At 48.0% G+C, this 26689-nt stretch carries 17 protein-coding genes; 16 read left to right on the top strand and 1 reads right to left on the bottom strand.

Translation table 11 applies throughout. The annotated features are described in order from the left end of the window. The first annotated feature begins 44 nt into the window (after window positions 1-44). From BLCOC_RS26850 to BLCOC_RS26790, 13 genes are all read left to right on the top strand, one after another. Window positions 45-536 (top strand): VOC family protein, encoded by a 492-nt coding sequence (locus BLCOC_RS26850; protein WP_165907236.1) that lies wholly within the window; start codon window positions 45-47, stop codon window positions 534-536. A 34-nt stretch (window positions 537-570) separates the two neighbouring features. Next, entirely contained in the window at window positions 571-1536 is a 966-nt protein-coding gene (locus tag BLCOC_RS26845; protein ID WP_115623924.1) for an aldo/keto reductase, read from the top strand. 56 nt (window positions 1537-1592) lie between these two features. Continuing rightward, window positions 1593-2876 (top strand): thiolase family protein, encoded by a 1284-nt coding sequence (locus tag BLCOC_RS26840; protein WP_115623923.1) that lies wholly within the window; start codon window positions 1593-1595, stop codon window positions 2874-2876. 10 nt (window positions 2877-2886) lie between these two features. Further along, window positions 2887-3306: a Zn-ribbon domain-containing OB-fold protein gene (locus BLCOC_RS26835; RefSeq protein ID WP_115623922.1), complete on the top strand. Its 420-nt coding sequence runs from the start codon at window positions 2887-2889 to the stop codon at window positions 3304-3306. Further along, entirely contained in the window at window positions 3303-3542 is a 240-nt protein-coding gene (locus tag BLCOC_RS26830; protein ID WP_018594720.1) for an acyl carrier protein, read from the top strand. The genes BLCOC_RS26835 and BLCOC_RS26830 overlap by 4 nt, the downstream gene beginning before the upstream one ends. Before the next feature lie 314 nt (window positions 3543-3856). Beyond that, window positions 3857-5980, top strand: coding sequence for an FAD-dependent oxidoreductase (locus BLCOC_RS26825; RefSeq protein ID WP_115623921.1), 2124 nt, complete (start codon window positions 3857-3859; stop codon window positions 5978-5980). A gap of 2 nt (window positions 5981-5982) precedes the next feature. After that, a complete protein-coding gene (locus tag BLCOC_RS26820) occupies window positions 5983-7221 on the top strand; it encodes an NADH-ubiquinone oxidoreductase-F iron-sulfur binding region domain-containing protein (RefSeq protein ID WP_242999111.1) in 1239 nt (412 codons plus the stop codon). Between the two features lie 32 nt (window positions 7222-7253). Further along, window positions 7254-8243 (top strand): sugar phosphate isomerase/epimerase family protein, encoded by a 990-nt coding sequence (locus BLCOC_RS26815; protein WP_018594718.1) that lies wholly within the window; start codon window positions 7254-7256, stop codon window positions 8241-8243. A gap of 18 nt (window positions 8244-8261) precedes the next feature. After that, on the top strand, window positions 8262-9416 hold the full coding sequence (locus tag BLCOC_RS26810; protein ID WP_115623919.1) for a Gfo/Idh/MocA family protein: 1155 nt from the start codon (window positions 8262-8264) through the stop codon (window positions 9414-9416). A 29-nt stretch (window positions 9417-9445) separates the two neighbouring features. Further along, a complete protein-coding gene (locus BLCOC_RS26805; RefSeq protein ID WP_115623918.1) occupies window positions 9446-11416 on the top strand; it encodes an oxidoreductase in 1971 nt (656 codons plus the stop codon). 270 nt (window positions 11417-11686) lie between these two features. Further along, window positions 11687-13303 (top strand): CTP synthase, encoded by a 1617-nt coding sequence (locus BLCOC_RS26800; protein WP_018594715.1) that lies wholly within the window; start codon window positions 11687-11689, stop codon window positions 13301-13303. A gap of 2 nt (window positions 13304-13305) precedes the next feature. Beyond that, the gene (gltB, locus tag BLCOC_RS26795; RefSeq protein WP_018594714.1) at window positions 13306-17847 is read left to right on the top strand and encodes a glutamate synthase large subunit; all 4542 of its coding nucleotides are present in this window, start codon (window positions 13306-13308) and stop codon (window positions 17845-17847) included. Window positions 17848-17850: 3 nt separating this feature from the next. Further along, window positions 17851-19335: a glutamate synthase subunit beta gene (locus tag BLCOC_RS26790; RefSeq protein WP_018594713.1), complete on the top strand. Its 1485-nt coding sequence runs from the start codon at window positions 17851-17853 to the stop codon at window positions 19333-19335. A gap of 146 nt (window positions 19336-19481) precedes the next feature. Here the strand turns inward: BLCOC_RS26790 and BLCOC_RS26785 are convergent, their stop codons facing one another. Then, on the bottom strand, window positions 19482-20747 hold the full coding sequence (locus BLCOC_RS26785) for a uroporphyrinogen decarboxylase family protein (RefSeq protein ID WP_115623917.1): 1266 nt from the start codon (window positions 20745-20747) through the stop codon (window positions 19482-19484). Window positions 20748-21091: 344 nt separating this feature from the next. On the opposite strand from BLCOC_RS26785, the gene recQ reads away from it, so the two are divergent. The 3 genes from recQ to glnA all read left to right on the top strand — a co-directional run bounded on the left by recQ (window position 21092) and on the right by glnA (window position 26671). Further along, the gene (gene recQ, locus BLCOC_RS26780) at window positions 21092-22954 is read left to right on the top strand and encodes a DNA helicase RecQ (RefSeq protein WP_018594710.1); all 1863 of its coding nucleotides are present in this window, start codon (window positions 21092-21094) and stop codon (window positions 22952-22954) included. A 127-nt stretch (window positions 22955-23081) separates the two neighbouring features. Next, window positions 23082-24836 carry an IS1182 family transposase gene (locus BLCOC_RS26775; RefSeq protein WP_115625424.1) on the top strand — a complete coding sequence of 585 codons (1755 nt, stop codon included), beginning with the start codon at window positions 23082-23084 and terminating at the stop codon, window positions 24834-24836. Between the two features lie 503 nt (window positions 24837-25339). Beyond that, window positions 25340-26671: a type I glutamate--ammonia ligase gene (glnA, locus tag BLCOC_RS26770; protein WP_018595282.1), complete on the top strand. Its 1332-nt coding sequence runs from the start codon at window positions 25340-25342 to the stop codon at window positions 26669-26671. Window positions 26672-26689: the final 18 nt, after the last annotated feature.

The following is a 26689-nucleotide window of genomic DNA, read 5'->3' as shown; positions in this document are numbered from 1 at the left end:
TAATAGATCAAATATATTTTATTTACCATGAAGGAGGAAATATTATGATGGACACACAGTTTGCAAAATTTTTACAGATTGGAATTATTGTAGAAAATGTTGAGGAGACGGTAAAACAGTATGAAAAGTACGGGATTGGACCCTGGAGGATCAGCCCTTTGGATTCCGCGGAATTTCCCGATTTTACCATGAACGGAAAAAAGGAACGTCTTCAGACCGTTATGGCATTTTGTGACTGCTGGGGATTTGAATTAGAGCTTATTCAGCCAGTCAGTGACAGCCCTTATAAAACATGGCTGGAGGAACATGGACCGGGTATGCATCACATTGCGCTGATCACCAGGGATGGGTTTGGAAAAGTGGTTGATGAGCATAAAAAACTCACCGGCAGGGCCCCATGGCTGTGGTGCAAAGACCCTGTTATCGGAATGGAGTTTGCATATCTGGACTTACATAAAGAACTGGGATTGTTCCTGGAAATATATAACGAGGATAAAAAAGGCGGATTAGACGCCAACTTCAAGCTGCCGGAATAAGAAAACAAACATGGAATAAAGGAGAATGAGAATAATGGAATATGTAAAATTTAACGGAATTGACAAAAAGATCAGCAAGTTTTTTATGGGCACATTCGGAATGTTCCCTGACAATAAAGAGAAACATTTTCAGACACTGGATGCAGCGTATGACCTTGGAATCACTGCCATTGACACAGCACGTGCCTATGATTCCGAACCCACAGTAGGCGAATGGATTGAATCCAGGGGTGTCCGTGAGAACATTGTTCTTCTTTCCAAGGGTGCCCATCCCACAGACTACCGCCAGAGAGTCACACCTTATGACATTGACTCTGATCTGGCTGAGACTCTTGCAGAACTCCGCACCGATTATCTGGACATCTATCTTCTGCACAGAGACAACACAGAACTTCCTGTTGGCCCCATCGTAGAAAAGTTAAATGAGCATCAGGCAGCAGGGAGAATTAAGATATTCGGAGGTTCCAACTGGACTCATGAACGTCTGGAGGAGGCAAACGAATATGCCTATGCCCACAATCTGACACCAATGTCTGTATCCTCTCCCAACTTCAGTCTGGCTGAACAGGTTAAGAATCCCTTTGCTCCGGGATGTGTTACTATTGCAGGAAATAAAAATGCAGATGCCCAGGCTTGGTATACGAAAAACCAGATGCCGGTTCTCGCATATTCCTCCCTTGCCAGAGGGTTATTCTCAGGAAGGATCACAAGAGAACTTCTGGCAGAGGACCCAGAAAAAATTGATATGTTCTGCCGCATCGGATACTGCTATGAGGAAAACTTTGTAAGACTCGACCGCTGTAAAGAGATTGCAGAGGAAAAGAACTGCTCCATTCCCCAGGTGGCAATGGCATATGTTCTGGACAGCCCGCTGAATGCATTCCCCATTATCGGAGCGGCAAACAGAAGCGAGATAGAATCCTCTCTTGGAGCATTGAACGTAAAACTTACGCCCCAGGAAGTGCTTTATCTTGAACTGAAGGCTGATACAAGGAAATAAAGGTATGTCAAATTGCGTGTGGATAAGACCACAGCGCCTGCGGAAGGGAGAAGATTATGGTACCAGGTAAAATTGGAAAATATAGCCGGAGCGTCTCTATTATCGGAGTGGGGGCAATGCCCTTTGGCGATACAGGGGAGAATCCGGAATTAAAGGGACTTACAGAAGGAGAATTTTTTGGGGCAGCAGCACTGATGGCAATGGAAAATGCAGGAATTGAGCCGAGAGACATTGATTTCTTTTACCATGGCTCTGCCAATCCAAAGTTTTTTAACAATGCAGCAACACCTAACATGCAGGTTGCAGAGTGGTTCGGGGTGCGGGGAAAAGGCTCTGTCCACCACTCAGAGGCATGCTGTACCGGTTATGTGGGTCTGGAACAGGCTGTAAATGATGTGGCAAGCGGTGCACATGAAATTGTCCTTTCCGGCTGTGTGGAGATGGCATGCGGCCTGCCGGTTCCGGGAAAACCGGCACATCTGCGGAAAAAGATCACCACAGATGATGTTACACCTGATCTGGAAGCAATTATGGACCGCGCTTACACACGTGCCCTTGGAGGAGGCCATATCGGACAGGATGACTGGACGGATCTCTACAAAAATGAATATGGCCTGACAGACAGCCAGGTAGACGAAGTTTTAAATACCATGTCTTACCACGGAAGAAGAGCCGCTGTATTGAATCCTCTGGCTATGTACCGGACACCTTTTGAAGAGATTGCAAAGGAGCTGGGATTTGATGACCCCATGGAGTATCTCCGCTCACCCTTTAACCCAAAAACAACCCAGTATCTCCGTGTGACCGGCAATGCGCCCAGCGCGGATGGCTCTGCCTGTGTCATCGTCTGTCCTACGGAAATGGCACACCAGTTTAAACAAAAGCCCATAGAAGTTCTGGGTGTGGGAACCTCTTGTCTGGAACTTATGAGGCCCCACAATGAGATGGAGATCACCAGAGAAGCCGGACGTCAGGTCTATGAAGCCACCGGCTTACGCCCGGAGGATATTGATCTTCTTCTTGTAAATGATTTTGTACTCTCGTCACAGCTCCTCGCAGCGGAGGAACTTGGCTACCTGCCCAAAGGTGAAGGGTGGAAGTGGGTGCTGGAAGGACGTACTGCGTTTGACGGAGACAGGCCCATCAATCCTCATGGCGGCCGTACTTCATATGGACATGCTTATGGGGCGTCCGGCATGGCAGATATCTATGAAGCTGTACTTCAGTTGCGCGGACAGGCGGGACCCCGTCAGATAAAGAAGAATCCCAAAACAGCAATGCTGCGCGGATTTGGCGGTGGTCAGAACTGCCATATTCCGATCCTGAGAGTTCTGGAATAAGGAGGTCAAAATGAAGATTGAAAAAATTGTCGAAAAATTTTATGAGGGCTTAGCAGAGCACAAAATTTATGCCCGCAGATGTTTGGAATGCGGTGCCATTGAATATCCCCCCAGATATGCGTGCAACACCTGCGGATATCATGAGACAGAATGGGTTGAACTGTCAGGAAAAGGAAAACTTCACAGTATCATTCTCCCGGCATCACTGAATGCAGATCCCTGGAACGATAAGATCGGACCTTATTGCTATGGCCTCATCGAACTGGAAGAAGGCGTGATGTTTAACGGGACGGTATTCGGTATGACCCGGAAAGCGGCAAAGAAAATGAAAGATAAACTGCCAATCCCCATACATGCTCTTTTTGCGGAGAGGGACGGGTTTACAACCCTGTTTTTTGAAGTTGATAAAAATGTGGAGGAAAATAAATGAATAGAGATGAAATGATTAAATTTATTGTTGATTGTGTGGCACAGACTTATCGTGCAGATGCGGCCGGAATATCGGAATCCACCAATATCCCCGAGGAGTTCGGAACAAAATCCCTGCAGAGAGTTTCCTTATGCGCATTGATCGAGAATGAGACAGATGTGGTTCTCTCTCTGGGAGACATTGGAAAATACCCTACAGTTGGTGAACTGGCTGATTTTATCCTGGAATCAGAATAAACTTAAAATAGTAAGCAGAAATCAGGGCTGTTGTTTTGCCGGGCACGTTTTAAGCAATACAACAGTCCTTTTATCTTGTAAGCGGATAAATCTTCCGCTTTCAAGATAAAGCCTCCGGCGGATTGCAGAGGCGCGCAGATGTGCTTTGTCATGCAGAGCATGACGCGCGCCTCGCAGCAAGTACGCAGAGGCGTACTTGAATAAATATATTTCCGCAATAAAGAGGAAATATCAAAGTTGAGAGCCAAGATAGAAAATGCTATATTGTGTGTAGATAAAAGACGTACAGAAAACGATTGGTTGGGGAGGGAAATATGGCTGAAATTATAATTGATGGCATCCGGTTGGAAGTGCCGGAGCATAGATGTGTATTAGAATGCGCATTGCAGGCGGGAATTTACATTCCCCATCTGTGTCATCATCCAGATCTGCCGGAAAATGGCTCCTGTCGTTTATGCATTGTTGAGGTTGAAGGTGTGAAAGGTGTGGTTCCATCTTGTACCTTAAAGGCGGAAAACGGAATGGTCATTCGTACAGAGAGTGAAAATCTTCGGAAATTACGGTCTATGGCTATGGAACTGCTTCTGGCCGGACATCCGGAGGATTGTTCCACCTGTCCTAAATACGGCAATTGTGAACTTCAAACACTGATACAGTACCTGGGGGGTGCAGGCTCCCATATAAAAGAGAGAGTAAAAGGATTTAAAGAGAATAAAGAAAACCCCTTGATCGAGTATGAGATGAACCGCTGTGTGCTGTGCGGAAGATGTGTGCGTGCGTGCAATGACCTGCGGGGTGTAGGCGCAATCCAGTACCAGAAAAAGAACCTGGAAACCTATGTGGGAACCCTTCATGACAAATTGCTGGCGGACGCAGACTGCAGGTTCTGTCAGGCCTGTGTGGAGGTATGTCCCACAGGAACTATAAGAGACAAACTGATGGAAAGAAATGCCCAAAAAGCATCCAAGGAAGACTGGGTCATTCCCTGTAAGGCGGCGTGTCCTGCCCACACAGACGTTCCCAGATACATCCGTTTTGTCAAAGAGGGAAACTGCGATGGGGCGGCGGCTGTGATCCGTGAAAAAGTTCCGTTTCCAAAGGCGCTGGGACATGTGTGCTCCCATGCGTGTGAATTACAGTGCAAACGGGGCGAAGTGTCGGAAGCCATGTCCATCCGCAATATCAAACGCTATGCGGCTGAGCAGGATACCGGTAGATACTGGAAAGGCAAAGGAAAACAGCTTCCCGATACCGGAAAGAAAGTCTGTGTAGTGGGCGCAGGGCCGGCCGGTATGACGGCTGCGTATTATCTCCGCAAGCAGGGACATGACGTGACATTAAAAGAGGCGCTTCCCACTGTGGGTGGTATGATGAGTTACGGCATTCCTGCCTATCGTCTCCCAAGGGAGGTTGTGGCTGAAGAATACGGTTATATGGAAGAGACAGGTATACATACAGAGGTGAATACCCGGGTGGAGCATCCGGCGCAGCTTCTGAAAGAATACGATGCAGTTCTTATGGCTATAGGGACACATCAGGGTGTGCGGCTTCCCATGGAGGGAAATGATCTGCCCGGGACTTTGGTGAACATTGAGTTTTTGAGAAAGTGTTCTATGGGTCAGGAGACAGGGATTGGACGCCATGTGATCATTCTCGGCGGGGGCAATGTGGCCTTTGACTGTGCCAGAAGTGCAAAAAGGCTGGGAGCAGAAGAGATCCATGTGGCCTGTCTGGAGGCAGAGGATAAGATGACGGCAGACGAGGAAGAGATCCAGCAGGCGAAGGAAGGGGGAATCCTGGTACATCCGGCACAGACCTTTGAGAGGATTACCGGGACAGAGTATGTGACAGGCGTTGATTTTATGGATGTGGAAGAATTTTCTTTTGATGAGAACAGACGGCCGGTTATCAGGAAGAAAGCCGGTTCGGAGCACCATATAGAATGTGACACCGTTATTTTTGCCACAGGACAGAGAGTTGAGATTACAGAAGAGGCAGGTATCCTTCTGGGACGGGCAAATTCCATTGTCACAAAGGAAGGAAGCGCAGCGGCTTCTGTGGAAGGAATCTTTGCGGCAGGCGATGCAGTGTACGGAACCAAGTCGGTGATCATGGCCATAGAGGCCGGAAGACAGGCTGCCAGTGAAATAGATATTTATCTTGGCGGCGACGGTGATATCACGGAAACTTTCGCGCCAGCGCAGCACGCAGATCCCAAAATCGGGAAGATAGAAGGTTTTGCGTATCAGAGACGGACTTCCACGGATATAAAAGAGGCAAAAGAACGTCAGAGTAACTTTAAACTGGTTGATGATGGATTCTGTAATGAGGCAGCTTGTTCAGAAGCGTCACGATGTCTGCAGTGTGATCTGAGGCTTCAGATCACACCGGCGAGACTCTGGAAAGATTTTGAAGGCAAAGAGGGGGTATACTCTTGAAAATGAATGAACTTCTAAAATCTCTGGATAAAGAAAAGGTTTTAAGCCAAATCCGGAGAGCCGGAATTACTGAGTACGGGACGCTGAGTGAAGGACTGGCAGAAAAACTGGACAGATTCCTTCAGTCCGGCAGGGAAGAAGGAACCCCGGTTCTGGCTGCCGGAGCATTGAACAACAATGACTTTTCACACATGCTGCTGGATATTCTGAAAAAGGAGCCTGAAAAAGTCCTGACAGGGCTGGGCGTTACGGCATGGCTTACAGACGCGGACAGAGCTGTCTTGTATTTGCCGGAGGAAGAGACAGAATTAGCCGGGATAGTTGAAAAATCTGCCAAAGAGATGGAGATGGACCTTCTCATAGTAAACGAAATTGCAGACATGCGGTTGCTGAGAAACGGGATCATAAATCACATCCAGACATTGGCAGCAGTTGCGGATGTTTTAAATGACAGGTATGAAGCTAAAACATTAGTAAGTGTTGTAAAATATACGGACAGCAAAACCGCTGAGACGGTATCAGAACCCCGTTACGTGCCCTTCGGAACTCAGATGCAGGAGGTAACCGGAAGTTTGGATGGGATAAAAGCAGTTCAAATTGGCGACGCTCTGTATCTGCCCGAGGAAATTCCGCCTATGATTCTTACGGAAAGGACAAGTCTGGGGGACGGAGTCATAAAGCTTTACACAGATGGCTGCTGTATGTTGGACGCAGCGTTTGAACAGCTAATGAAGAGCCGCAGAAAAAGCTGCGGAAAATGTACATTCTGCCGGGAAGGACTGATTCAGCTATATGCCGGAATGAAGGAAGTGATCAGCGGAAAAGGCAAATTACCGGGCATGAAAATTATGGAAGAAATCGGAGAGGCTATGACGTTCTCTTCCTCCTGTACCATTGGAAACTCGGGTAGCGCATTGGTTCTGGGGACCATTGAAAAATTTGAGAATGAATACGTGGATCATATAAAGAGAAAAAAATGTACAGCCGGAAGCTGTCTGGCATTTGTAAATATTTATATTGACCCTCAAAAATGCATGGGCTGCGGCAAATGTCAGGAGACTTGTGAGGGCAGTTACATAGAAGGGCTGAATGGCTACATCCATATGATTGAAGACACTGACTGCACAAAGTGCGGAAAGTGTATAGGGGCTTGCCCGGAAAGTGCAATCATATCCACTACGGGCCGTGTGCCGGGGCTGCCGGACCGGCTTACCAAAGTAGGACGGTTTAAACGATATTAGTGAAAATTGGATAATGAAAGGGGAAGAAAAAAATGGGAAGACTTTTAACCATTATGACATGTCAGTGGACGGATTTGGAACTTGAGGTTATGTGCCGGAAAGCAAAAGAGATGGGTTATGACGGCCTGGAGCTGGCATGCTGGGGCAATCATCTCGACGCGAAAAGAGTAGTGGAGGATGATTCCTATTTTCAGGAAGTCATGGATCTGCTGAAGAAATACGACTTGAAATGTGAGGCCCTGTCCACTCATATCATCGGTCAATGTGTAGGTGACTATAATGATCCCAGGCTGAACAATTTCGCGCCTGACGAGTTGGCAGATCAGCCGGATGCAATCCGGGCATGGGCTGTTGAAACCATGAAATACGCTGCACTTGCAGCAAAGAAAATGGGCTGTTATGTAGTGACCGGATTTACAGGCTCTCCGATCTGGAAATATTTATATTCATTTCCGCAGACAACAGAGGAGATGATTGAAGCTGGATACCAGGAAATCTATGATCTCTGGTCACCGATTCTGGATGTATTTGCTGAAAATGGCATTCAGTTCGCATTAGAGGTTCATCCAGGAGAAATCGCATTTGACTATTACTCCACCAAGAGACTGCTGGAAAAATTCAAGGACAGACCGGAGTTTGGCCTGAATTTTGACCCGAGTCATCTCATATGGCAGGGAGTTACCCCTCATTTATTCCTTCAGGATTTTGCAGACAGGATATACCATGTACATATGAAGGACGCAGCCGTGACCTTAGACGGAAGGAGCGGACTGCTGGGCTCTCACATTGATTTCGGAGATCTGCGCAGAGGATGGAACTTCCGCTCACTGGGACATGGAGATGTGAATTTTGAGGAGATTATCCGCGTACTGAACGCTGTGGGGTATGAAGGACCGCTTTCTGTGGAATGGGAAGACAGCGGAATGGAACGGGAATATGGAGCAAAACAGGCGGCAGAATTTGTCCGTGGAATCGACTTCAAGGCATCTGATATCAAATTCGACGATGCCATTGCAAATTAGTCAGGAAGGAGAATCGACATGGCAGAGAGAAAGAAACTTTGTTATGGAATGGTAGGCGGCGGTCTGGGTGCCTTTATCGGGGCAGTACACAGAAAGGCCATTGCGCTGGAGGAGACAGCGGACCTTGTGGCAGGCTGTTTCAGCTCCAAAGATGGGAAAAACCAGGAGACTGGCAGCTTTTATGGAATTGAGGAAGACCGTCTTTATAAAGACTACCGGGAAATGGCGCAAAAAGAGGCCAAAAGGGAAGACGGCATTGATTTTGTATCCATTGTGACGCCAAATGCAACTCATTACCAGGTGGCAAAGGCCTTTTTGGAGGCAGGAATACATGTGGCCTGCGAAAAACCTTTATGCTTTACCGTGGAGCAGGCAGAGGAACTTCAGGCCCTGGCGGCAGAGAAAAATCTGTTTTTTGCTGTGACTTATACCTATACAGGATATGCCATGGTAAAACTGGCAAGGGAACTGGTTGAAAAGGGTGAGATCGGCGAAATTGTGAATGTAAATGCCGAGTATCTTCAGGATTGGCTGATAGATGAAATAGGAGGCGGCAGCCAGACAACAACAAAGCTGTCTGTATGGCGCACCGATCCGGAAAAATCAGGTATCTCAAACTGTGTGGGCGATATTGGCACCCACATTGAAGATACAGTCAGTTATATTACCGGTTTACATCCCAAAAAAGTGGCAGCGGCCCTGGACAATTACGGGATGGAGCTGGATCTTAACGCGAATATGCTAGTGGAGTACGAAAATGGCGTCCATGGAGTGTACAGTTGTTCCCAGGTGTGCGCAGGACACTTAAATGGACTGACAGTGCGTATCTTTGGAACCAAAGGAGCCATTGAATGGGTCCAGGAGGACCCCAATTATCTGAAAGTGACAAAGAAGGGACAGCCGGTGCAGATATACCACAGAGGAACTGGATATATAACCGGGCGTGCAGCAGAGCTGAATCACATTCCTTCCGGCCATCCTGAGGGTCTGACCTATGCATTTGCCAATATTTATCACGCGTTTATGAGTGCAGTGTTGAAACAGATAAATGGCCGGGAGATCACACAGGAAGATCTGGACTTTCCGAAAGTGGAAGACGGCGTAATGGGAGTTCGGTTTATTCATGCGGCAGTGAAGAGCAGCAAGAATGGGTCTGTATGGACAGAAGTCTGAAAACTGCCCGTTGTGAAAGGAAGAATATTATGGGAAAAACATGTTTTGCCGGTAAGAAAAAATTTCCGCACTTATTTTCACCCATCAGGATCGGAAATATCAGACTGAAAAACAGAATCATTGCTGCCCCCACCAGTCCAAGTATGATTACCACAGAGGGCCATTTTACCCCGGAAATGATCGCCTACCTGGAGGAAAAAGCAAAAGGCGGGGTGAGTGTGGTTACATATGGTGAGGCCATTCCCCACTCTGCCACAGGAAAATCACACAATAAACAACTGCAGTTGGATTCTTTCGGCGTTCGTCAGGGATTGGCGGAATCTGTGAGAAGAATACACAACGCCGGAGGGCTTGCGAATATTCAGTTGTCCCATGGGGGCATGTATGGAGGGTTGGCTTCCGTGGGGGGAGATCTTGACACCTGCAAGGCGGCATACGGACCCAGTGACATGATGATGCCCGCAGGGGAAGTAAAAGAAATGCCCCGGGAGATGATCTATGAAATTGCGGAGTCCTATGGAAAAGCGGCGAAGCTTTGTAAAGACGTGGGATATGATATGATTCAGGTTCATGCAGCCCATGGCTGGCTGTTCAATCAGTTTCTTTCCCCTCTGTTTAATCACCGGACGGATGAATTTGGCGGTTCTTTGGAAAACCGCGCCCGTTTTCTACTTCTGGCGCTGGATGCGGTCAGAAAAGCAGCAGGGCCTGTTTTTCCCATAGAACTTCGTCTCAATGGGGATGATTTTCAGGAGGGAGGACTCACTCTTGCTGATTATATAGAAGTTGCCAAGCTTGTAAATGATAAAGTGGATCTTTTTAATATTTCGTGCGGAAACCATGAAGATCCGGCAATGTTTTGCAGGACACATCCAAATTCCTTTTTCCCGAGAGGTGTCAATGTGTATCTGGCGGCAGAGATCAAAAAACATGTCACCAAACCGGTTGCGTGTGTAGGGTCCTTGAACGATCCGGAACAAATGGAAAAAATTATTGCAGACGGACAGGCTGATCTGGTAGAGATAGGCCGCGGACTGGTTGCAGATCCCTATATTGCAAAGAAGGCTTTGGAGGGAAGTGAAGAGGATATTACTCCCTGTCTGAGGTGTTATGAGTGTTTTGGAGCCACCGGCCAGTTGGAGATCATAAAATGCACGGTAAATCCAAAGCAGGGACAGCAGATCCAGGGGGAGGAACCCCTATTGGAACCAAAAAGACAAAAGAAGGTTCTGGTTATCGGCGGCGGTCCCGGAGGAATGGAGGCTGCAATCACGGCTGCGGTCAGAGGACATAAGGTTACACTTGTTGAAAAGTCAGATAAGCTCGGGGGAAATCTCCACCCTGCAGGGGCGCCGTATTTTAAAGAAGATATCAGAAAGCTGTGCCATGTTCTGACCCGCCGGGTGGAACAGGCCGGGGTTACGGTTGTCATGAATACAGAGGCAACACCAAAATATGTCAGGGATTTTGAACCAGATGCTTTGATTGTCGCGGTTGGCTCTTCGGAACTTCGGCCTCCCATTCCGGGAATTGACGGAGAAAATGTAGTTATGGCCATTGAGGCGGAACTGCACCCGGAAAGGCTTGGAAAACGTGTTGCGATCATGGGCGGAGGTCTGGTAGGCGCGGAAGCCGCATGTTCCTTTTTCCATGAGGGACACCAGGTGTCTATTGTGGAAATGAAAGATGATATTGCCATGGAAGTAAATTCTTTCTACCGGGGCGGCCTGATGCCCCATGTGCAGGAGAGCGCTGCTATTTACGTGAAAACAAAGGTAAAAGCAATCACACCGGAAGGCATTCTTGCAGAAAATGCAGAGGGTGAATTTCTGATTGAAGCGGACACCATTGTATGCGCCCTGGGGTTCCGCGCACCCTGGGCAGCGGTGGATGCTTTATGTGCGGAAGTGGATGAGAGCTATGTTGTGGGAGACTGCAAAAATGTAGGACAGATCTACCATGCCATGAATGACGGCTACTATACAGGACTGCTTTTGTAAAAAGCATTGGTAAGCGGCCTGGGGTTTTCTTCCTTTGCCTATTTGTCAAAAAATAAAATTGGGGATTTACAAATAGGGATAAATGAGATAATATAATTTATTATTAGCAAACTTTAACGACGAAGGCGTCGGATTACCCATAGGGATATGGGCTGTCCGGCGCCTTTTTGATGTGTGGAAAATATTGTATACATGTCCTGGGTGACAGGAATGTGTACCACGGCAGTCTTCCATAAATCATGTAACACAGTAACGCAGGAGGAAAATGTGATGGCAGTAAAATATGTATTTGTTACAGGCGGAGTGGTGTCAGGACTTGGAAAGGGAATTACCGCGGCATCTCTTGGCCGCCTTTTAAAAGCCAGAGGTTATCAGGTGACGATGCAGAAATTTGACCCTTATATCAACGTAGACCCCGGAACCATGAATCCGATCCAGCACGGAGAGGTATTCGTGACAGATGACGGGACAGAAACAGATCTGGATCTGGGGCATTACGAGAGATTTATAGATGAGAGTCTGGATAAAAACTCCAATGTGACCACAGGTAAAATTTACTGGTCCGTTCTGCACAAAGAACGCCATGGGGATTACGGCGGCGGGACGGTGCAGGTGATCCCGCATATCACCAATGAGATCAAGGGATGCTTTTACCGGGCCAAAACACCTGGTGAGGAGAGGATCGCCATCATTGAAGTGGGAGGGACAGCAGGTGATATTGAGAGCCAGCCGTTTTTGGAGGCGATCCGGCAGTTTCAGCATGATGTGGGACATGAGAATGCCGTTCTCATCCATGTGACGCTGATCCCCTACCTGAAGGCCTCCGGTGAATTGAAGACAAAACCCACCCAGACAAGTGTGAAGGAGCTTCAGAGTATGGGGCTGCAGCCGGATATTCTGGTCTGCAGGTCTGAATATCCCATTTCCCGGGAAATCAAAGATAAAATTGCTCTTTTCTGCAATGTGCCGGTAAACCACGTACTGCAGAACCTGGATGTGGAATATCTCTATGAGGCGCCTCTTGCCATGGAAAAGGAGAATCTGGCCCAGGCAGTGTGCGAGTGTCTGCGCCTTCCGTGCCCCGAGCCGGATCTGGAGGACTGGAAGTCCATGGTGGATGATCTGCGCCACCCGGATACAGAGGTTGAGATTGCCGTTGTGGGTAAATATATACAGCTCCATGATGCGTATTTAAGCGTGGCGGAGGCATTGAAACACGGCGGCATCGCCGGTCATGCCAGCGTGAGACTGCGCTGGGTGGATTCAGAAAATATTACGGAAAAAAACTGCGGAGAACTTCTGCAGGGACTGGATGGAATCCTGGTTCCGGGCGGTTTCGGCAGCAGAGGAACAGAAGGAAAAATCCTGGCTGTTCAGTATGCCAGAGAAAACAAAATACCGTTCCTGGGTATTTGTCTTGGTATGCAGGCCGCGATTATTGAATTTGCCCGTAATATACTTGGGTATCATGATGCCAATAGCATTGAACTGGACCCGAATACCCTGCATCCGGTCATTGCGCTTATGCCTGAGCAGAACGGAGTGGAGGATTTGGGCGGGACACTGAGGCTTGGATCTTATCCCTGCAAACTGAAAAAGGGAACAAAATCCAGTGCTTTATACGGAAAAGAAGAGATCACAGAGCGCCACAGACACCGCTATGAGGTAAATAATGACTACAGGGAGAGGCTGGAGGAGAACGGAATGACACTGGCCGGCCTTTCCCCTGACGGCAGGATCGTGGAGATGATCGAACTTACAGACCACCCATTCTTTGTGGGAACACAGGGACACCCTGAATTAAAATCCAGACCAAACCATGCGCATCCCCTTTTTGCGGGACTTGTGTGCGCGGCTGTTGAATATAAGAAAGAGAGAGGGCTTTAACTATGAGAAAAGATGAAGGATTGTACCGGCAGCAATTTGAACATGACAACTGCGGTATCGGAGCCGTTGTGAACAGCAAAGGCATAAAAAGCCATAAAACCGTGGAAAACGCCCTGAAAATCGTGGAAAACCTGGAACACAGGGCAGGAAAGGATGCAGAGGGAAAAACCGGCGACGGTGTTGGCATCCTGCTTCAGATTTCCCATAAATTCTTCGCCGGGGCGTGTAAAAAAGAGGGGATTGCCATCGGCGGAGAGCGTGAATATGGAATTGCCATGCTCTTTTTCCCGCAGGATGAACTGAAATGCAACCAGGCAAAGAAAATGTTTGAAATTATCGTGGAGAAGGAGGGCCTGGAATTTTTAGGCTACCGTAAGGTTCCGGTATGTTCAGAGGTTCTGGGCCATAAAGCATTGGAATGTATGCCAAATATTGTGCAGGCATTTATCAAAAAACCGGAAAATGTGGAAAAGGGCCTTCCGTTTGACAGAAGACTGTATATTGCCCGCCGCGTATTTGAGCAGAGCAATGACAATACATATGTGGCATCCATGTCCAGCAGGACCATTGTGTATAAGGGCATGTTTCTGGTAAACCAGCTCCGTACATTTTTTGCGGATCTGCAGGATGCGGATTATGAATCGGCCATTGCCATGGTACATTCACGTTTCAGTACCAATACCAATCCGAGCTGGGAGCGGGCACATCCAAACCGCTTTATTGTGCATAACGGCGAGATCAACACGATTCGTGGAAATGCTGACAAGATGCTGGCAAGGGAAGAGACAATGGCTTCAGATCATCTGAAGGATCAGCTTCACAAGGTGCTTCCGGTGGTGGATACCAGGGGTTCTGACTCCGCTATGCTGGACAATACACTGGAGTTTCTGGTTATGAACGGCATGGATCTGCCGCTGGCAGTTATGGTGGCCATCCCTGAGCCGTGGGCAAATAATACAACACTTTCCCAGGAGAGAAGAGATTTTTATCAGTATTACGCCACCATGATGGAGCCGTGGGACGGTCCGGCTTCCATTCTGTTTTCTGACGGAGACGTGATGGGAGCTGTTCTGGACAGGAACGGACTTCGTCCGTCCAGATATTACATCACAAAGAACGGCGATGTGATCCTTTCCTCAGAGGTAGGGGTCATGCCTGTGCCCGAGGAGGATATCGTTCTGAAAGAGCGTCTGCATCCGGGAAAAATCCTATTGGTGGATACAGTGAAAGGACAGATTTTCAGTGATGATGAAATAAAGGAGATTTATGCAAAAAAACAGCCTTACGGTGAATGGCTGGACAGCAATCTGGTGGAGCTGCAGGATTTAAAAATCCCAAATATCCGCGTGGAGGAGTATGAGGGAGAAGAGCTTACCAGAATGCAGAAAGCATTTGGCTACACCTATGAGGAATACAGGAAATCCATTTACAGTATGGCACTGAACGGCTCTGAGAGCATTGCGGCCATGGGAACCGACACTCCCCTTGCGGTGTTGTCACAAAAGCATCAGCCTCTTTTTAACTATTTTAAGCAGTTGTTTGCGCAGGTTACGAATCCGCCTATTGACGCCATTCGGGAAGAGATCGTCACCAGTACAACGGTATATGTGGGAAAAGACGGAAATTTGCTGAAGGAACAGCCGGAAAACTGTCAGGTGATGAAGGTGAACAATCCCATTCTGACAAATACGGATATGCTGAAAATCAAGAATATGAAGGTGGACGGATTCAAAGTGACTGTAGTGCCCATCACGTATTATAAAAGCACACGTCTTGACAGAGCCATTGACAGGCTGTTTGTGGAGGTGGATAAAGCTTACAAGGACGGTGCCAATATTCTTGTGCTCTCCGACAGGGGCATTGACGAGAACCACATGCCCATTCCGTCGCTCCTTGCAGTGTCCGCAGTGCATCAATACCTGGTAAAGACAAAGAAACGTACCTCTCTCGCCATTATCCTGGAATCCGGTGAACCCAGAGAAGTCCATCACTTTGCCACGCTTCTCGGATATGGAGCCTGCGCGGTCAATCCGTACCTGGCACAGGATACCATAAAAGAGCTGGTGGGCAGCAAGCTGCTGGATAAAGATTACTATGCGGCTGTGAATGACTACAACAACGCCATCCTGCATGGAATCGTAAAAATCGGGTCCAAAATGGGAATCTCCACCATTCAGTCGTATCAAGGCTCAAAAATATTTGAGGCTATCGGTATCTCTGAGGAAGTGATCGAAAAGTATTTTGCAGGGACTGTGAGCCGTGTGGGAGGCATCACCTTAAAGGATATTGCAGATGATGTGGATGCGCGCCACTCCAAAGCTTTTGATCCGCTGGGACTGCCCGTTGATCTGGAACTGGAGAGTGTGGGTATCCATAAAATGAAAAGCGAAGGGGAGAAACACCGCTATGATCCCCAGACCATCCATATGCTGCAGGAGTCCACAAAACGCGGGGATTACGGCATGTTTAAGCAGTATACAAGTCTGGTGGACAGAGAGCAGAGCGGCTATCTGCGAAGCCTGATGGACTTTAAGTATCCTGAAAAAGGTATACCTGTCGAGGAAGTGGAGAGTGTTGATGAGATCGTGAAACGCTTTAAGACAGGAGCCATGTCCTACGGCTCCATATCAGAGGAGGCACATGAAACGCTTGCCATTGCCATGAATATGCTGCACGGAAAGTCAAACACAGGCGAGGGCGGTGAGAGCAGTGAGCGTCTGGACAGCGCGGGCAGTGCTGTGGACCGCTGTTCTGCCATCAAACAGGTGGCTTCCGGGCGTTTTGGTGTTACAAGCCGTTATCTTGTCAGCGCAAAGGAGATCCAGATCAAGATGGCACAGGGGGCAAAACCGGGTGAGGGAGGTCATCTGCCGGCCAGAAAGGTGTATCCCTGGATCGCCAAGACCAGGCATTCAACACCCGGTGTGAGCCTGATCTCACCGCCGCCTCATCACGATATTTATTCGATAGAGGATTTGGCGGAGCTGATCTATGATTTGAAAAATGCAAACAAATATGCCAGGATTTCTGTAAAACTGGTATCGGAGGCAGGTGTGGGCACTGTGGCGGCAGGTGTGGCAAAGGCCGGGGCACAGGTCATCCTGATCTCCGGATATGATGGCGGCACCGGCGCTGCACCTCAGAGTTCCATCCACAATGCGGGACTTCCCTGGGAGCTGGGTCTGGCTGAGACGCATCAGACACTTCTCAGGAACGGACTGCGCAGCCGTGTCATGATAGAGACAGACGGAAAATTAATGAGCGGCCGTGATGTGGCTGTGGCGGCTCTTTTGGGAGCAGAGGAATTTGGATTTGCAACAGCGCCTCTGGTGACCATGGGCTGTGTTATGATGCGTGTCTGCAATCTGGATACATGTCCGGTAGGGGTGGCTACCCAGAATCCTGAGCTTCGGAAACGTTTCAGGGGAAAACCCGAATACGTGGTAAACTTTATGCGGTTTATAGCAGAGGAACTGCGTGAATATATGGCGAAATTAGGTATTCGTACACTGGATGAGATGGTAGGACGCACAGATCTGCTGAAGGTAAAGGAACATGCGGAGAATCCAAGGGCATCCCAGATTGACCTGAGTGCAGTCTTAAATAATCCCTATGCGGGAAAATATAGTAAAGTCACTTTCGATCCGGCGCAGGTATATGACTTCAGGCTGGAGGAGACAAAGGATGAAAAGGTGCTGCTCAGGAAGCTGAGAGGAGCAGTGGAAAAGGGCCAGAAAGCCGGCGTAGAGGTTCAGGTGACCAACACAGACAGGGCGTTCGGCACCATTCTGGGCGCGGAGATCACCAGACAGCACAGAGAGGGACTGCCGGAGGATACCATTACAGTTTCCTGTACGGGTGCGGGAGGACAGAGCTTTGGGTCCTTTATACCAAAGGGGCTTACCCTGACGCTGTGCGGTGACTGTAATGACTACATGGGAAAAGGCCTCTCCGGAGGAAAAATCGTGCTGTATCCTCCGAAAAAGAGGAATTATAAGGCAGACGAAAATATCATTACAGGAAATGTGGCACTCTACGGTGCAACCAGCGGTACTGCCTATATAGGCGGTGTGGCAGGTGAGCGTTTTGCAGTCCGCAACTCCGGCGCCTATGCGGTGGTGGAAGGCGTGGGAGAACACGGATGTGAATATATGACTGGAGGCCGAGTGGCTGTACTGGGTAAAACAGGAAAGAACTTTGCGGCCGGAATGAGCGGCGGTGTGGCTTATGTGCTGGATGAGGGAAATGATTTATATAAAAACTTGAATAAAGAGATGATTTCCATTGAAAAAGTGGAGACAAAACCGGATATACAGGAGCTGCATCAGATGATCAAGGCCCATGTGGAGGCTACCGGTTCGGAGAAGGGGCAGGAAGTGCTCGCACATTTCCAGGAATATCTGCCCAAGTTCAAGAAGATCATTCCCGATGACTATAAGAAGATGACAACTCTTGCGGCAAGGCTTGAGGAACAGGGAATGTCACCTGAACAGGCGCAGTTGGAAGCGTTTAACGAGAATTTTAGTGGGAAAGGGGCTGAGTAAGAGATGGGAAAGCCAACAGGATTTTTAGAATACAACAGACAAAGTGCCCGGATGGAAGAGCCGAAAGAGAGGATCAAACATTTCAGAGAATTTAAGAAGTATCTGTCCAGGGAAGAACAGCAGAAACAGGGAGCCCGCTGCATGGAATGCGGCGTACCCTTCTGCCAGTCAGGAGCTATGCTGGGCGGCATGGCTTCGGGGTGCCCGCTGCGCAATCTGGTGCCGGAGACAAATGACCTGGTATATACAGGAAACTGGGAGCAGGCCTATTTCCGTCTTTCCAAAACCCACAGTTTCCCGGAATTCACTTCCAGGGTTTGTCCCGCCTTATGTGAGGCCGCGTGTACCTGCAACCTGAATGGAGAGCCTGTGGGGACAAAAGAAAATGAGCATGCTATTATTGAGACTGCCTTTGAGATGGGCTGGGTAAAACCGCAGGTTCCAAAAGTAAGGACAGGAAAGAAGGTGGCTGTGATCGGAAGCGGTCCTTCCGGCCTGGCCGCGGCCCAGCAGTTGAACCGGAGAGGACACCAGGTAACTGTGTTTGAGAGACATGACAGGATCGGAGGGCTGCTGCGCTACGGCATCCCCAACATGAAACTGGATAAATCCGTGATAGACAGAAGAGTACAGCTTATGGAAGAGGAAGGAGTTGTATTCAAAACAGGCGTGGATGTGGGGAGGGATGTAAAGGCATCCAAACTGCAGAAAGAATTTGACAGGATCGTGCTCTGCTGCGGTGCCTCTAACCCCAGAGATATTAAAGTTCCGGGGAGAGACGCGGGCAATATTTATTTCGCCGTGGATTTTCTTTCCGCTGTGACAAAGAGTCTGCTGGACTCTGATCTTAAGGACAACAAGTTTGCATCTGCCAGGGGAAAACACGTGCTGGTCATCGGCGGCGGGGACACGGGAAATGACTGTGTGGGAACTGCTGTCCGCCTGGGGGCAAAATCCGTGACACAGCTTGAGATGATGCCAAAAGCGCCGGATACAAGAGCAGACAGTAATCCCTGGCCCCAGTGGCCCCGTGTCTGCAAGACGGATTACGGGCAGGAGGAAGCCATTGCGGTATTTGGGCACGACCCCAGAATCTATCAGACGACAGTGACGGAGTTCATAAAGGATGATAAGGGAGATGTGCAGAAGGCTAAGATCATAAGGCTGGAGAGTAAAAGAGATGAAAAGACGGGCCGTATGAACATGGTACCTGTAAAGGGGACAGAAGAGGTGATAGACGCACAGCTTGTGTTGATCGCGGCAGGATTTCTGGGCAGTCAGAAGTATGTGACGGATGCCTTTAAAGTCTCTGTGAATGAGAGGTCCAATGTTGCCACAAAGCCGGAGGAGTATGAGACCAGCATTCCGGGTATTTTTGCCGCCGGGGATATGCACAGGGGGCAGTCCCTGGTGGTGTGGGCTATCCGGGAAGGGCGGAAGGCGGCAGAGGCTGTGGATGCTTCTCTGATGGGATATTCCAACCTGTAGGAAAATATTTGTAAAGCCTGCTTAAAGCAGATAAGGAATACAACGGGAATGCCGCACCGGGTCCAAAAAAGAGGACCGGTGCGGCATATTTTTTAGTTGTAACTCAGCCGTTCTTATGTTATGATAAAAATCTCTGAAAGAATGTTTTATTTCTTGCCGTAGGTAAGCACGGTGTCATACATCGCTTCTATATTTTCGCGTTTCGCATTGTCAATACTTCCATTCGTATCAAAAATATAGCCTCCGCCCGGGGCACAGGTATCGATGAGTGACTTGCAGGCATCGATCACCTGCTGTTTTGTTCCGTGCTCCAGCAGATAAATGGGAAGATTGCCTGAGATACATGCCGTATTTCCCAGGACTTTTTTGGCCTGTGCCATATCCACACTCTCAAAATGATATATGACTTTTCCGGCCGGAACGTCCGCAAGCTGTTCCAGGCGGCTGTTATATTTTCCTTCTGTGTAGATAAATGGCGTGACACCCATATCTATCAGTGCAAGCATGATTTTTTTGAGTGGTTTCCAGTAAAGCTTTTCATACTGTGCGGGACTCATGAAACCGTCCATCCCCTTGTGGAGGGGGAAGAAGACACGTTTTACAGGGAGCGGGGCTGTCTTAAAGTATTCATAGGAGGCAATCTGCATATCAGCCAGCATATCACAGACCTTTTCTATCATGTCAGGACATTCAAGCTGGTCTGTGAGTGCTCCTAAGGTACCTCTGTAATAATCCCCGATAATATCAAAGGGTGCTTCGCCGATTCCTGTCATCATAGGCGGAATTCCCATAGCTGCGATCCGGGCAGAGAGGGCATTGCTGGCCGCCGCAGCTTTGGCGTCCTCCTCCCCGATCTTGGCTAATACGGAAAATGCCTCCTGTACTTCCGGGGAATAGAGGGAAGCCAGGGGTGTGGTGCTCAGTACAATGGAGGGAACAAAACGGATACCGGAAAGTCCTTTCAGATTAGGAAATGCCCGGGGCAGGTATTTGCGCAGGGTAAATCCCATAAAGTCATTGATGAACTCCGGATATTCCTCCTGGGACATATATTCATGTTCAATAACCTGATGGGTGGAAAAGTCCGGGACTCTTGTTCCCGGCCGTCCGGGCCAGTCGATCATGGTGGAGCCGGCCAGTTCATTGGCTCTGCCGCTGGTAAAGGCCAGGTGGATATCTGCGTCGGGCTGGAAATCCTGGTAGAAGCTGAGAATTGCCTGAGATGCTGTTTCGTAGTCGTACATGCTGTCACGGAAGGATGCACCATAGAGAAAGTATGGAAGCGCGCTGTTGAAGGGGGCAAATGGAACTCTGTCACCTTCCTTCAGGGCAATGGCATCATCCACCCTTTGGATACGTTCCAGGAAAAGTTCCTGGGGACTTGGTGATAATGTGGTTGGCTGATCAGTCATAATGACTCCTTTCCCACATTTTTTCTGCTTTTTGTGGAAAACCTGATCCATTTGGCAGTAGAATGTGTATAAATAGTTCCGTGCAAAGTTTACATCTTTATTATAATAAATTGTGGGGAAAAGTAAATGGAATTACATGTTTTTGCCCGTATTTTGCCTATATTCCTGCGGACATTTCTATCTGTAATTTCTGTCTTTATTTCTGTAGGTATTTCTGCAGGCATTTCTGCAGGCATTTCTGCAGGTGGTTCTGCCCGGCAGATGATATGGACTGCGTGGGGAAGCTGCCGGGAGTATTTCTGTTTGAAATTATATATTTATGTCAGATGATTGGAGGATACAGTATGGATAAATATGAGATACTTAAAAAATATTTTGGTTATGATACGTTTCGCGAGGGTCAGGAGCTGCTCATTGACAGTATTCTGTCGGGGAGGGATGTTCTGGGGATAATGCCCACAGGTGCCGGAAAATCTCTATGTTATCAGGTGCCTGCCCTGCTCATGGATGGCATTACTCTGGTAATATCACCTCTTATCTCACTGATGAAGGATCAGGTTGGCTCCCTGAACCAGGCGGGAGTTCATGCCGCGTTTTTAAACAGTTCACTGACAGTGAACCAGTATTATAAAGCGCTTGATCTGGCAAGGCAGGGCAGATATCCCATAATCTATGTGGCACCGGAGCGGCTGGTGACCGAGGAATTTTTGGATTTTGCCCTTCACGCAAAGATTGCTATGGTGGCGGTGGATGAGGCACATTGTGTTTCCCAGTGGGGACAGGATTTCAGACCCAGCTATTTAAAAATAGTGGAATTCATCAAAAAACTGCCGAGAAGACCGGTGGTAAGTGCGTTTACCGCCACGGCTACCAAGGAGGTAAGGGATGATATTATGGACATCCTCCTGCTGGAAGATCCGGAGGTTTTGACAACGGGATTTGACAGGCCAAATTTGTACTTTGGGGTACAGTCTCCAAAGAATAAATATGCAGTGCTGAAGAATTATCTGGAGATGCATCCTGATGACTGCGGAATTGTGTACTGTCTGACCAGAAAGGGAGTGGAGGAGGTCTGTGAAAAGCTCCGCGGTGACGGATTTTCCGTGACCCGGTATCATGCGGGACTGGGGGACGCGGAGAGAAAAAGAAACCAGGATGATTTTATATATGATAAATATCAGATCATTGTGGCAACCAATGCCTTCGGTATGGGGATCGACAAGTCCAATGTGCGGTTTGTGGTGCATTATAACATGCCTAAGAACATGGAGAGCTATTATCAGGAGGCCGGGCGTGCCGGGCGTGACGGAGAGCCTGCGGAGTGTATCCTGCTCTATGGGGGACAGGATGTTGTGACGAACCAGTTGTTTATCGACAACAGCCAGGAGAATCAGGAACTAGACCCGGTGACCCGTGAGATGGTGACAGAACGGGACAGGGAAAGGCTTCGGAAAATGACCTATTACTGCTTTACCAATGAATGCCTTCGTGATTATATCCTGCGGTATTTTGGCGAATATGGAGAGAATTACTGCGGAAACTGTTCCAACTGCCTGAGTCAGTTTGAGACGGTGGATGTGACTGAGACGGCAAAAGCACTCATCGGATGCGTGAAGAGCAGCAGGCAGCGATATGGGGCCGCAGTGATCATTGATACGGTACATGGGGCGAATACGGCCAAAATAAGAAATTACAGAATGAATGAGAATCCCAGCTATGGGGTGCTTGCAAAAGTCCCTGCCTATAAGCTGAGGCAGGTTATAAACTATCTGTTATTAAACGAGTACCTTAAGGTAACCAACGATGAATATGCCATTGTGAAGCTCACGGAAAAGTCAGAGGAAGTGCTGGATGATGAGACACAGATCACTATGAAAATGGCAAAGGAACAGGAACGTGAGCCCAGGGAAAAGAAAGAGAAAAAGAACCGAAAAGGCGCCGCTGCCCATCTGGCCGGTGCAGAGTTTACAGAGGCAGAAGAGCAGCTTTTTGAGATACTGAGAGGGCTTCGCCTGGAGATCGCCAGAGAGGAGAAGGTGCCGCCTTATATAGTTTTCTCTGATAAGACATTGACTCATATGTGTATTTTGAAACCAAATACTAAGAGTGAAATGTTGTCTGTTACCGGGGTCGGGGAGTTTAAATATGAGAAGTACGGCGAACGATTTGTGTCGTGTATCAGGGAAAATGGGGCTGTCGGGAAATAGATAGCCTAAAACAGGGGAGGATTTGACCATCATCGGTCACATCCTCCCCTTGAACTATATCCTAAAACAGAAAAAAAGATGGCTAACGACAACCATCTTTTCCTCCGTTCCATGTTATAATAGAACTATGCTTAAACAAGATTATTATAACGAATTTTTTGATTTAGGGCAACAGAAAATTAACTTCAGTTTCTTCGAATTGCATTTACCCGATGACGATCCAGTCTATACCCTAAAAAAAGTGATGGAGGAATTAGATTTTTCAGGCCTGCTTGCCTGTTGTTCAGATAAGGGAAGAACCGGGTACAATCCAATCATGATGTATGCTGTCGTTACCTACGCAAACATGCGCGGAGTGCGTTCTGTTGACCGTATTGTTGAATCATGCGAAAGGGACCTTGCTTTTATCTGGCTGACCAAAGGGCAGAAACCGAAGCGGGATGCTTTCTATGAATTCAAGAATAAAAAACTGACGGGTGATCTTCTGGATGAGCTGAATTACCAATTCATGCGCCAATTGAAAAAAGAGGGCCTGATCACGCTCAAAGAACTCTTTATTGATGGTACGAAGCTGGAAGCCAATGCAAACCGCTATACTTTTGTCTGGAGAGGGAGCATCAATTACCATCTTGCAGGTCTTTTGGATAAGATAGATGCACTTTATGAAAAGTACAATACACTTCTGCATGAAAATGGGTATGCAGCGAAATACGACCTTGGGGATGCAAAGATGTTCATCATCGAAGGCATGGAAAAAGTCAGGCGTGTGATTGATGAAAACCGGAAACGAAAACTGACAAAGCATAAGAAGCTCTCAAACAATACAATCATCGAAATAGATAACTGCTCCCCTCTTGAGATTTTGAAGCTTCAGAAGAATCTGATGCAGATCACAGAAGGTGAGGGGATATCATTCGTCCACAGTAAGGGAAAAACGAAGTCCGAGCTTCAAAAACTGTATGAGGAACTGGAGGAATGCGGAAACCGCCTGATGGGATATAAAGAATGCTTTGAAATCATGGGGAAAGACCGCAACAGTTATTCCAAAACGGATCTGGAAGCAACGTTTATGCGGATGAAGGAAGACCACATGCTCAACGGTCAGTTAAAACCAGCTTACAACGTTCAGATCGCGGTGGAGAACTATTTCATCGTTCACGGATACGTGAGCAATGACCGTACAGATTATAACACCCTGATCCCGGTTTTGGAGAAGCATCAGAAAGCCTTTGGTAAAGTATTGGATGAAGTGACAGCAGACAGCGGATACTGCAGCGAGAAAAACCTCTTGTATCTGAAACACAATGGGATTGCCAGTTATATCAAACTCCAGGATCACGAAAAACGGAAAACCCGTGCCTATAAAGAAGATATCAGCAAATATTACAACATGACAACCCATATCTTTGAAGATGAGCGCTACTATATCTGTCATGACGGAAGAGAGCTTCGTCATATCCGGACAGAAAGTAAGGAGCAGGACGGGTATAGCCAGACATGGGAAGTCTATGGATGTGCAGATTGCAGCGGCTGTGAACATAAATCCCGTTGTCTGTATAAGTACAATGCGGAAAAAAACAGTGACCGAAATAAAGTCATGAAGATCAATGAGCAGTGGGAGGAACTGAAAGAAGCATCCAATGCCAACATCCAGAGTGAGAAGGGGATCCTGAAGCGCCAGATCCGTTCCATCCAGACCGAAGGGCACTTCGGGGACATCAAGGAAAACGAAAACTTCCGTCGGTTCAATTACCGCAATTCAGAAAAAGTGTATAAAGAATTCATGCTGTATGCAATTGGCCGGAATATAAATAAATATCATCGGTTTCTTTACCATGAGATCGAGAAATACGCAGGAAAATCTGATCAAAAGACAGCTTAGCTGCCAGAGCGGAGCTGCAAATATGTAAAAAGGGGATTTTGCGCCCTAAAATAGGAGAAGTAAAGAAAAACAAGCATATCCCGCAGAACGTCCTTTGCTGAAAAGCAAGGAAATCTGCGGGATATGCTTGTTTTGGTGTAGGGGCTTTAAAAATCAGTATTAACCGACAGCCCCACAGACTGCACAAACCGCAGTCTGGCGCGTGGCTGCCTCGGGATTGCCTTGCAAATGCAAGGCAACACCTCGCGGGACAGTGGAAGGCTGAACTGTTACCTAAAATACAATGTTTTTAAAATCCTTATATTGACAACCGCAGCATCCCTTGCTATAATACCAACCATAAATAAAAGAACAAGGGCGTTCTTATTCGGAGGGTACTCTGGATAAGCTCGCCCTTTTTTCGTACAAAAAATTACAAAAACGATAACCGGACAGACCGCCCGCCTCCTAAGTGCACGTCTCCGGTTCGATTCCTATCACCTATCAAGAGAGGAGATATCACAATGGAAAATTACACCAGGGAAGCAATCCTGCGCATGGCAGAGGAAGAGGATGTGGAATTCGTCCGCCTGCAGTTCACCGATATGTTCGGCACACTGAAAAATATTGCAATCCCATCCAGCAAGCTTGAAAAAGCTATGGATAACCGCTGTGTCATTGACGCGTCCTCCATCGGCGGTTTTATCAGAAATGAGGAGTCAGATATGTATCTGCACCCGGATCTGTCCACGTTTACAATCCTGCCGTGGCGCCCGCAGCAGGGAAAAGTTGCACGGTTTATCTGTGATATTTATCAGGAGGACGGCACACCCTATAAAGAAAGCCCCCGGTTCATTTTAAGCCGAGCTGCGGCAAAAGCCGCAGAGATGGGATATTCCCTTATGGTGAACCCGGAATGTGAGTTCTTCCTTTTCCACACAGACGACAATGGCATGCCCACCACCACAACACATGAAAAAGCGGGATACATGGATCTGAGCCCCGTGGATCTGGGTGAGAATGCCAGACGAGACATGGTGCTGACCCTTGAGGAGATGGGATATGAAATTGAATCCTCCCACCATGAGATAGCGCCCGGGCAGCATGAAATAGATTTTCAGTTCTCCGACGCGCCGGAGACAGCCGATAAAGTGATGACCTTCAAGGTGGCTGTGAGAACCATAGCAAAACGCCATGGCCTTCACGCCACCTTTATGCCTAAGCCGAAAGCAGGTGTCAACGGTTCCGGTATGCATGTGAATATGTTTTTGATGAAGGACGGAAAGAACGTTTTTTCAGATCCGTCCGATGATCTGGGACTGAGCCGTGAGGGGTATTCCTTCCTGGCAGGAATCTTTGCACACATAAAGGGTATGACAGCCCTGTGTAATCCTCTCGTCAATTCCTATAAAAGACTGGCACCGGGATTTGAAGCTCCCTCAGACATCACCTGGTCCTCCAGGCAGAGAACTGCACTGGTGCGTGTGCAGACACAGAGGGATGAAGGGGCAAGGCTGGAACTCAGAAGCCCGGACTCCTCATCCAATCCTTACCTGGTATTTGCCCTGTGTCTGGCGGCCGGCCTGGATGGAATGGAGAAGAATCTTCAGGCCCCAAAAGAGCTGAAAGAAAATATCCGAAAACTCTCCAAAGAGGAGAAGGAACTGGCAGGTATTGATACTCTTCCGGAAAATCTGAGCGAGGCCCTGGAAGAATTCAAGAAAGACCCGCTTATGGAAGAAGTGCTGGGCGAAACTTTTACGAAGTGCTATGTGAAAGCGAAGAAAAAAGAGTGGGAGAGCTACATGGAGCAGGTTTCTGAGTGGGAGATCGAACAGTATCTGTACCGTGTATAAAGGAACAGGAGGCAGTGC

It is taken from the genome of Blautia coccoides, assembly GCF_034355335.1.
Classification (GTDB): Bacteria; Bacillota; Clostridia; order Lachnospirales; family Lachnospiraceae; genus Blautia; species Blautia producta.
This window is presented reverse-complemented; position numbering and strand designations above follow the sequence as displayed.